Consider the following 9629-nt stretch of genomic DNA (forward strand, 5'->3'; position numbering starts at 1 on the left):
GTCCGCCGAACACGGAAAACACCCTCAGTAGTTCAGTCAACGGGGCGTCCTCGAGAAGTTTTTCGACCCGATTCTTCTCGGCAGTGCGGGCGGCGACCAGGGTGCTGCGGTAGCGGGTCAGGTCCCGCAACTGCCGGATCGGGCGCGGGGGCACGAAACTCGGCCGCAGCATCTGCCGTTCGGCGACCTTGCACAACCACACCGAATCGAGGACATCGGTCTTCGGCCGACCCGGTAGGTGCTTGACGTCGCGGGCGTTGACCAGCCACGGGTCGAGTCCGTGCGCCTCCAATAGGTAGAACACCGGTTTCCAGTAATCGGAGGTCGCTTCCATCACGACTCGCTCGATGCCGAGGTCGATCAGGTGATTGGCCAGCTCGGTCAGGGCCCGGCTCATCGTGGCATGGGTGGTGACCTCCTGTAGTCGCCGAGTGGATGTGCGATTCCCTGGGACACGGACACAGCACACCAGCTCCGCCTTGCCGATGTCGAGTGCTGCGACTCGGGCGATGATCTGTTCCTCGTCGTGAGGTTCGGTGAGCATCTTCTGCTCCTGTTCTGCGCGCATACCGACCTGTCATAGGTGGTCGCCCGTGGGGGTCACAGGAGGGAAAGGAAGAAAGAATCTGATCCTCGTGCTCGGTCATCGAATGGCAACATTGAAGGGCCCACGGCGTGATCCCCGCGCCCCGCTCGTACACAGTCTCGAGGAACTAGAGTATCGCGGCGTCGACGGGCGACCACGAGATCATTTTCATCCCTAATAAGAGCTACGGGTCACCGGTCGATGCGCCAGACTGGTGTCCGGTAGCCGGCCAGCGAGAGAGCACTGTTCATCCCTTGGACGGGGGTTGGAAGTCCTGCTTTCAGATCGTGCCCCCGCCGGTTCGGTTCGGAAGAAGATGATCGCTGCTGGGATGTCGTGCCGCAGAGCACTGTTTATTAGGTCGCCGAAACTTCTTCCGCAGGCTGCCGAGGTATCTGGTCGATGACGGACGGGGAAGGGAGAGAGTGAATGCTGCTGCTGGTGGGTGACGACTGGGCCGAGGACCATCACGATGTGGAACTGATGGATTCATCGGGGCGCACACTGACGAAATCCAGACTACAGGAGGGGAGTTCCGGAATCGCACGGCTGCACGCGCTGATCGCCGCACAGCTCGGCGATGACGCCGGCGACGAGGCCGAGGTGCGGGTCGGGATCGAGACCGACCGTGGTCCGTGGGTGGCGGCGCTGAATGCAGCCGGCTACGTCGTGTATCCGGTCAACCCGTTGCAGGCGGCCCGCTTCCGGCAACGCCATGCGGTGTCCGGCGCCAAGAGCGACGCCGCCGACGCGCACACGCTGGCCGACATGGTTCGCACCGACGCCCACCAGCTCCGCGCGATGGCCGGCGACAGCCCCGACGCAGAGGCAGTGAAAGTCGTTGCCCGCGCACACAAGACGCTGATCTGGGAACGCACCCGTCAGACGCAGCGGCTGCGACACGCGTTGCGTGAGTACTTCCCGGCCGCGCTGGAGGCGTTCGACGACCTCGACGCTGCCGATACCCTCGAACTGCTCGGCAAGGCCCCCGACCCGACCGCGGCGGCCCGGTTGAGCCGGGCCCAGATCTCCGCCGCCCTGCGCCGGGCCCGTCGCCGCGACATCGACACCAAGACCACCCGCATCCGGACCGCGCTGCGCACCGAACAGCTCGGTCGGCCGGGGGTGGTCACCGCCGCGTATGCGGCCACCACCCGCGCCGCGGTGGCCGTGCTGGCTACCCTCAACGAGCAGATCACCGTACTCGAAGTGCAGGTCGATGCCCATTTTCGTCGTCACCCGGACGCTGAGATCGTGCTGTCCCAGCCTGGCCTGGCCGCGGTCCTCGGTGCCCGGGTGCTCGCCGAGTTCGGTGACGACCCCACCCGCTACGCCACCGCAAAGAACCGCAAGAACTATGCCGGCACCAGCCCGATCACCCGGGCCTCGGGCAAACGGAAGCTCGTCGCCGCCAGATACGTGCACAACGACCGGCTCGTCGACGCCCTCATGCGGCAGGCACAATCGGCACTGCAGACCTCGCCCGGGGCGCGCGCCTACTACGACCGACAACGCGCCCGCGGGCTCGACCACAACCCCGCGCTGCGCCAGCTCGCCAACCGGCTCGTCGGCATCCTGCACGGGTGCCTCAAGACCCGCACCCACTACGACGAGACGACCGCATGGTCACATCACGTCGACAAGCCCGCTGCTTGATGCGATGTAGGAGCGGGGCCTCCCCGTTCTCGTGGGTCCCGGCGAATGCTGGGGGTGTCACTTCAACACGATAGAGGAGGCCCCTATGAGCGAGTATGACGGAAAGCAGGTCGTCGGGATCGATCTGCACCGGCAACGATCGGTGATCGTCCGCCAGACGGCGGAGGGTGAACAATTGTCGGCGGTACGGATCGTCAACGACCCGGTGGCGTTGGGTCTGCAGATCGAGAAGGCCGGTCCGAACCCCGAGGTAGTCCTCGAGGCGACGTACGGCTGGTACTGGGCCGTCGACGCCCTCGAAGCGGCGGGCGCCACGGTGCACCTGGCACACCCATTGGGTGTCAAAGGATTTCGGTACAGGCGGGTGAAGAACGACGTACGTGACGCCGGTGACCTGGCGGACCTGCTGCGGATGCACCGACTGCCCGAGGCCTGGATCGCCCCGCCACCGGTACGCGAGCTCCGCGAACTGGTGCGCTACAGGGCGAAGCTGGTCGCACTGCGCTCCGGGCTCAAGGCGCAGGTGCACGCCGTGCTCGCCAAGGCCGGAGTCCTGATACCGGTGTCGGACCTGTTCGGGGTCACCGGCCGCCAGAAGCTGGCCCGGGTCCCGCTCGGCGAACCCTATGCGCAGCGGGTGATCTCGCTGCTCGAGCTCATCGACGTCCTCGATCAGCACGAGGCCCGGTTCTTCGGACAGATCGCGGCCGAGCTATGTGGCCACCGCGGCTACACGGCCATCCAGGAACTGCCTGGCGTCGGACCCACCCTGGCCGCGATCTTCGTCGCCGAGATCGGAGACGTGCACCGTTTCGTCGATCCCGCGCACCTGTGCTCGTGGGCCGGCCTGACCCCCAAGCACCGCGAATCGGACACGACCGTGCACCGCGGGCACATCACGAAGCAGGGCTCCAAGCTGGTGCGGTGGGCGGCGGTCGAGGCCGTGCAACGCCATCCGACGACGGCGAAGATCTCCGCCGACAAAGATCGCATCGAGGCCCGCCGCGGTAAGAGCATCGCCAAGGTCGCCGCGGCCCGCAAGCTGCTCACGCTCGTCTACTACGGGCTCCGTGACGGACACATCCGCGCCCTGGCCCGGGATCGGGCGGCGTGAGCACCTCGGACGCAACACGTGCGTGGCCGCTGTTTGTCATGACCCCCACACCGTGGCGTGGTCGTCCGCTTGATTGACCCCGCGTGTTGCCATCGCACCGCTCCATGCCCGCGAGCGCCGGGCGAAGGGATGACCGGTAGCCGAGAAATCGGCCTTACCCAACCCATGCATCAACGCTGGAGACGAAAACACAACCCCCAAACCCACATAGCCAACCGTGTTCGTCGACCTCCACCCCCCCATCGGAAGTCTGCGCCGGCTCGGGGGCCCACCGTCAACGCCGTTCGTCCTCGCTACGCTCCGGGCGCTCCGCATTGACCCCCGGCCCCTCACGCAGCGCTGCCCGTAAAGCGGGTCGAACCCCCAAACCCCCAGCATTGACAAACCGCGCTCCTACAGGGATGACATCCGAGGCCCTGGGATGTCTGAACGGGCGTCCCGCCAGGGACACCCGCGCTCGTACGCTGATTCATTGCTGGGGCCTCCCACATCTTGTGGCTCTACCGGCCAGGACCCGTTTCCTGTCGGCAACCACGTTCACATGTGGAGTGGGCCCCAGCCCATACCCTCATACTGTCTAAACCGATGTGCCAGAGCTAGATCCACCGAGAGCCTGACACTCCCTTGGCCACCGTCCAGCAATTCACGTTTGCCCGGCTCCGTGGCGGACGCCGCGCGTCCGCTGTCAGTGCCGTAGTGGCAGGGCTGCTCCGAGATCTCGTACGATGTATGTTGCTTACACAAAGGTTACTGAGCCGAGACCTCGGTTCCGGGGACGCAGGAGCGCGAGTGGACGAAGAGATTCGCGAGGACCGGTTAGAGGAAGTCGGTGAGCGGGTAGCCCGTTTGTTCGTAGAGATCGACAGCGCAAAGCGGGTTTGGGACCAGGGATACCAGCTTGGGCTGGCCGAACGCCGGTTGATCGCGTTGCTGTCTGACGGGCAGGCCCGGACGCTGCGGGCGATCTCCGAGGAGGCGCGGCTTGAGCAGTCAACGGTGAATCGCCAGGTGAACGCGGCTTTAGCGGCGGGGCTGCTCGAGCGGTGTCGGACAGCGGGGAGTCGCGCCCAGCTGATCGCTGTCAGTGACAAAGGGCTTGCGGCCTACCGCAAGGACTCCGTGTGGGGCCGTAGGGCCTTCACCAGCGCCATGATGGAGTTAGGGGAGGACGACTCGACGGCGTTCTGCGAACTCCTCGAGCGATTCGCCGACGCCTATGGCCACGCGACCAACGTCCAAGTGCACCAGGTGGGAGCACACGACACATGACGAGGGATCGGCGGGTGGCCTGCTCGTGCGATCCAGTGAGAGCAGGCCACCGTGCTGATCAGCTGTGCACGAGCCAGACGGTGTGATCGGGGTGGAGCAGCCCGCCGCTGACGGCCTCCTCGTCGCTGGCGAGCAGGATGTCGGCTCCGGCAGTGAGCGCGACGGGCGACTCGCTCAGGTTCGCGATGACACGGACGGTTCGATTGTCGAAAGCGAGCACCTTTTCTGGTGATGTAACCCACGAAAGGCTCCCGCTGCCAAGGACGAAGTCGCGACGCAGTCTCAGTGCGTCCCGGTAGAACTCGAGTGTGGAGCCCGGGACCCCGATCTGTTGCTCGACGGCCAGCTTGGCGTAGTCCTCAGGCTGCGGCAGCCAGAGTCGGCCAGTGTCGTTGAAACCCAGCGACGGGCCGGTTCCGATCCACGGGATCGGTACCCGGCATCCGTCTCGTCCGGCGTAGGCTCCATTGCTGACAAAGAATCCGGGGTCGTTGCGCGCGGAATCGGGGATGAGTGTGTTGTCGGGGAGACCGAGTTCCTCCCCTTGATAGAGGTAGGCCGCGCCGGGAAGCGCGAGCATCATCAGCGTCGCGGCGCGAGCTCGACGAAGGCCGAGTGCCACATCGGGTTGCGGATCGTGGGGACCGATGCCTCGGGGAATGTCGGAAAGACACGGCATCCCGAACTTCGAAACGGTCCGAATGGCATCGTGGCTGTTGAGGACCCAGCTTGTCGTGGCTCCTACCGCGCCATTCACTTCGAGGGAGGTATCGATAGCCTCGCGGAGTGCACCCGGGTTGTAGCCGGCCATCATGAACGGCATGTTGAACGCTTGCTGCATCTCGTCCGACCTGATGTACCGGGCGAGACGCTCGGGCTGCTGGACGAACGCCTCCGCGATCAGGATGCGATCTCCTGGATATTCGGCGAGGACGCGATGCCAAGCCCGGTAGACGTCGTGAACGGGCTCTTTGTCCCACATCGGCGACTTGCCGTCGCTGTATTCGAAGGTGGCGTACGGCCAGTCCGGCAGTCCGTTCTCTTTGTAGAGCCCGGCAGCGACATCCACGCGGAACCCGTCGACCCCGCGGTCGAGCCAAAACCGCAGGATAGAGATGAACTCAGCGTGGACTTCCTGGTTGTGCCAGTTGAGGTCGGGTTGGGCAGTGTTGAAGAGGTGGAGGTACCACTGGCCGTCATCGACGCGCGTCCAGGCGCGGTCACCGCGAACGGTCGTCCAGTTGTTCGGCGGCTCCGCCCCGTCGGGGCCCTTGCCGTCGCGGAAGATGTAACGCTGACGCGCGCGGCTTTCAGGCGGGGAGACCAGAGCCTCAAGGAACCAGGGATGGTTGCTCGCGGTGTGGTTCGGCACCAGGTCCACGATCAACCGCAAGCTGCGGTCATGGGCGGCTGCGACCAGGTCGTCAAGGTCCGCGAGCGTGCCGAACATGGGATCGATGTCCCGGTAGTCGGTAACGTCGTACCCGCCGTCGGCCATCGGTGAGACATAGAACGGGGAGACCCACACAGCGTCCACACCCAGCGCCCCGATGTGGTCCAGGCGGCGGATGATGCCTCGGATGTCCCCGATTCCGTCACCGTTGCTGTCCGCGAACGAGCGCGGATACACCTGATAGACAACGGCGTCGCGCCACCACTCGACAGTGTGTGTGCCGTCCTGGCGGCAGAAGATCGGCGCGTCAGCCGTGGTGTCGTGGGTCATCAGAATCCCCTTGCGTGTCGAATCGTTGACTTGAATATGTATGTAACATACACTATCTGGCGTGCCCGATGTTCGTAGCGTCACATCACCGGTCAAGGCGAAGCCAGACCCGCGCAGTCTTCGGCTTCGGCTTCGGTCGAGTTGTCGGCAGGGTTGCGTCAATAGCGGACGCGGGTAAACCCCCGACAAGTGGTCCGAGCAGACCATCGAGCAACTAGGTAGTGCACCCTGTCGCCGGCCCGACAACGACCGCGGTGAACATCGCCCTTTCCATGGGTCAGGTTAGTACCGCCTGGTGGCCGGTCTTCAGCGGAATCGGCCCCTGATCATCGGAGCCGATCACGAACAGAAGTCCACTCTAGAAACCCATCCAAGGTGCATTCGCCCTTCGGACAATTACAAGGAAGTAGTTCGATGTCCGTTATCCCTGATGAGCCGGTGGCGGCAAAGCCGAACTCCGGCGGCGATTCCGCCGAGCAGAAGCCTGCGTCCCTTCGGCAGCTCAAGTTGTGGGGGCTTCTGGTCACGCTAGGAATCTCCTACGCGTCCTATTGTGTCTTGCTGGCCGCGACGACGGCGATCTTTTTGGCCCTGCAGGCGGAACGCATCGGCGGGAAAGATGCCATCGGCTTTCTCGCCGTGACCATCGCGATCGGCGCGGTAGTGGGGATGGCAGCGGGTCCGATCGCCGGAATGTTGGCCGACCGGACGCGCACGCGCATCGGCGGTCGTGCGCCATGGATCCTCTTCGGATCGACGCTGATGTTCGTCACGATGATTCTCATGGGGTTCTCAACCTCGCTCGTCGAGCTCGTCGTCTACTGGTGCCTCATCCAGGTCGCCACGAGCTTCATCACCACGCCGGTCAGCGCTCACATTCCCGACCGCGTGCCGGTGGTACGCCGCGGCCGGTTCTCGGCGGTGATGGGGATGATGCAGATGGTCGGCGGCCTGTCCGGCCAGGTCATCGCAGCGCGTTTCACCGAGACCCTCGTTCTCGGATTTGTCGTGGTCGGGGCAATCCCGTTCCTGGCGGGCATTCTCTTTGTTGTCGTTAACCGGCGGTCGAACATCGGCGAGCCGAAGCCTCCGCTGAACTTGAAGGCAGTCCTCCAGACGTACTGGGTGAACCCCGTCAAATACCCGAATTTCGCCTGGGTATTCATCGGCCGATTTCTGGTGTTTGTCGGCTATTATCCGCAGACTGCGTTCACGCTGTACATTCTCCAGTCGTACATCGGACTGGGCAAGGCAGATGCGGTGGACGTCATCCCATTGTTGGGTGTTGCCGGGGTGGCCGGAGGCCTGGTGGGAACCCCGCTGGCCGGCCTGCTGGTTGACCGGATCAAGCGCACGAAGCCCCTGATCTTTCTCGGTGCGTTGTTCGTCATTCTCGGTCTCGCGGTGCCCTGGATCTGGCCTACCACTGCGGCCATCATCGCGCTTGCCTTCCTTTCGGCACTGGGCACCGGGATCTACAACGCCGTCGACTTCGTCCTCATCACCAAGGTCCTTCCGTCCGGCATGAACACCGGCAAGGACCTCGGGATCATGAACATCGCCACCGTGCTTCCGCAGACGCTAGGTGTGCTGATCGGCGGTGCGACAGTCACGGTCTTCGGCGGGTATGGCGCGCTGTTCCCAGTCTGTATCACGTCGGTCGTACTGGGTGCGTTAGCTCTGTTCGCGGTGCGGCATGTCAAGTAGCTGGGACATGGGTGTGCATCGACACCACACACTCCGCCGGCTGCGGGATGTCGACCCGAAATCGGCCCTCACTCTGGCGGATCGAGAGGAGCGCGCGCGAAGCTCCCGTCGCCTCGCGCTTCGACCTCTTGTAGCGATCGCTGAACGGCGGTTCGAGAGCCGCCCTGGAGGCGAACGGTCCGACCGAGCGGGTCCGGGGTGTGTACCACGATCACATCGCACATTCGGGCACGGCCGTGCAGCGCCTGCAATCCGGAACGTTCGGTGGTGGCCCCCAGATTTCTTGTCCACGTAGACGTTCGCCGGGTGTAGGTTCCCGCCTGAAGGTTCGACTTTTCGTGGTCTGTCCTGGGGGTTTGTGGTCGATTCTCATCATCTATTCGATCTCTTCTTCTAACGGTTCGTTCGTTTTCTTCTCCTCGGCGTGTGCTGGTTGGCGGGTTGAGGATCTGTGCGGCCGGCTCGACGGTGTCGGGGTAGATCGCTGCGTGGGTGACGCTGTCGTGATCGGTTTGGATGCCGAGATAGTGGTTGCGGGTCTGTAGCCGGTATCGCCAGTGGTGAGGAATGGCGGCCGCGGAGGCCGGCCAGGGCGGGATGGCTTTGACCGCGGTTGCGTAGGCGAGTGTCACTTGCTGTGGTGTGTGGTGGCGGCCGCCGCAGATTCTCAGCAATCATTCGAATCCGAACGACGCACGAACTTTCAATGAGAATCCGAACTCTTCAACGAGAAGCTAACCGGGTCGATCCCCGTCTTGGTGAGCGGCCTCGATCTGCCGTGTTCTGTCTCATCCAACCCGGTATGGCTCACCGATCCGAGGTATTCGGTATGGCGTCTCAGCAAACTGAGACACCGAGTCTTCTGACGTGGTGAGACGGCACCGACGGACCGTTGGCGGCTCGATGTGTTGCCTCATGATCGGCGAGACTTCGGGCGTCTCCAGCCATCTCACGCATATGAGGCCGCACAGCTCAGCGGCCCTCAGCGTGCTGATCATGCCTCATATTCAACGAGACAGGACAAAACGGCTCGCCACGAAGGTATGTGCGGGTGGGCGACACGACTGTCCTGTGACAGTTGATCTTCCTTTTTTTGTCACTGAATCTTGCTCGTGCTGCTCGTCTGCCACTACGGTTTGCTCGAATTCTCATCGTTCAAGCTGGATGGGAGCACGTGAGCGAAGCTGCTGCCGAGTGCGCGGAGGGGCCCTGTATGGCTGGTTGAGCTGGGCGATTTCGATGCGGATGCAGCGATCCACCTCGACGTCGTCATCCGCGCTGCGCAGATCCTCCACCGCGGCCACTCACGTGAATCAAGCAAGATCCAATGGCGAAATTCTCCGGATCCCCGGTCTGCGAGCAGCCTTGACCAAGACCCGTTCGCCACTCGAGATTCCTCACCCCAGGTCCAGGCGTCGCCTCAAGGACGATCCGCTCGCACAGGACAACGACGTGCGGGCTCGGGCGAAGCCATGGTGGTCCGCTTCGAGACCGCCCTATCGGCTTGGCTGGCTGGTGGTCAGCGACTGTGGTTGTGCATGACGTGCTTGGTGCGGGAGTAGTCGTCGAGGGCG

General features: G+C 63.9%; 6 protein-coding genes. 4 read left to right on the top strand and 2 right to left on the bottom strand.

Features of this window, described 5'->3' with window-relative positions; genetic code table 11:
- A partial coding sequence (locus P3H15_RS51640; protein ID WP_276144430.1) for a transposase occupies positions 1-544 on the bottom strand: 544 nt, incomplete at its 3' end.
- A gap of 474 nt (positions 545-1018) precedes the next feature.
- On the opposite strand from P3H15_RS51640, the gene P3H15_RS51645 reads away from it, so the two are divergent.
- From P3H15_RS51645 to P3H15_RS51655, 3 genes are all read left to right on the top strand, one after another.
- Positions 1019-2242, top strand: a complete 1224-nt coding sequence (locus tag P3H15_RS51645; RefSeq protein ID WP_276144435.1) for an IS110 family transposase — start codon at positions 1019-1021, stop codon at positions 2240-2242.
- A gap of 85 nt (positions 2243-2327) precedes the next feature.
- A complete protein-coding gene (locus tag P3H15_RS51650) occupies positions 2328-3356 on the top strand; it encodes an IS110 family transposase (protein WP_276144431.1) in 1029 nt (342 codons plus the stop codon).
- A 789-nt stretch (positions 3357-4145) separates the two neighbouring features.
- Positions 4146-4625, top strand: a complete 480-nt coding sequence (locus tag P3H15_RS51655; RefSeq protein ID WP_276144432.1) for a MarR family winged helix-turn-helix transcriptional regulator — start codon at positions 4146-4148, stop codon at positions 4623-4625.
- A gap of 58 nt (positions 4626-4683) precedes the next feature.
- Here the strand turns inward: P3H15_RS51655 and P3H15_RS51660 are convergent, their stop codons facing one another.
- Positions 4684-6444, bottom strand: a complete 1761-nt coding sequence (locus tag P3H15_RS51660; protein WP_276144433.1) for a glycoside hydrolase family 13 protein — start codon at positions 6442-6444, stop codon at positions 4684-4686.
- 318 nt (positions 6445-6762) lie between these two features.
- On the opposite strand from P3H15_RS51660, the gene P3H15_RS51665 reads away from it, so the two are divergent.
- Complete coding sequence (locus P3H15_RS51665) at positions 6763-8055, top strand: MFS transporter (RefSeq protein ID WP_276144434.1); 1293 nt, start codon at positions 6763-6765, stop codon at positions 8053-8055.
- Positions 8056-9629: the final 1574 nt, after the last annotated feature.

Origin of the sequence: Rhodococcus sp. T2V (assembly GCF_029269925.1) — a bacterium.
Classification (GTDB): domain Bacteria; phylum Actinomycetota; class Actinomycetes; order Mycobacteriales; family Mycobacteriaceae; genus Rhodococcus_F; species Rhodococcus_F koreensis.

Coding starts and splice junctions, on each gene's coding strand:
- P3H15_RS51665 (WP_276144434.1), top strand. CDS start 6,763: ATGTCCGTTATCCCTGATGAGCCGGTGGCGGCAAAGCCGAACTCCGGC.
- P3H15_RS51650 (WP_276144431.1), top strand. CDS start 2,328: ATGAGCGAGTATGACGGAAAGCAGGTCGTCGGGATCGATCTGCACCGG.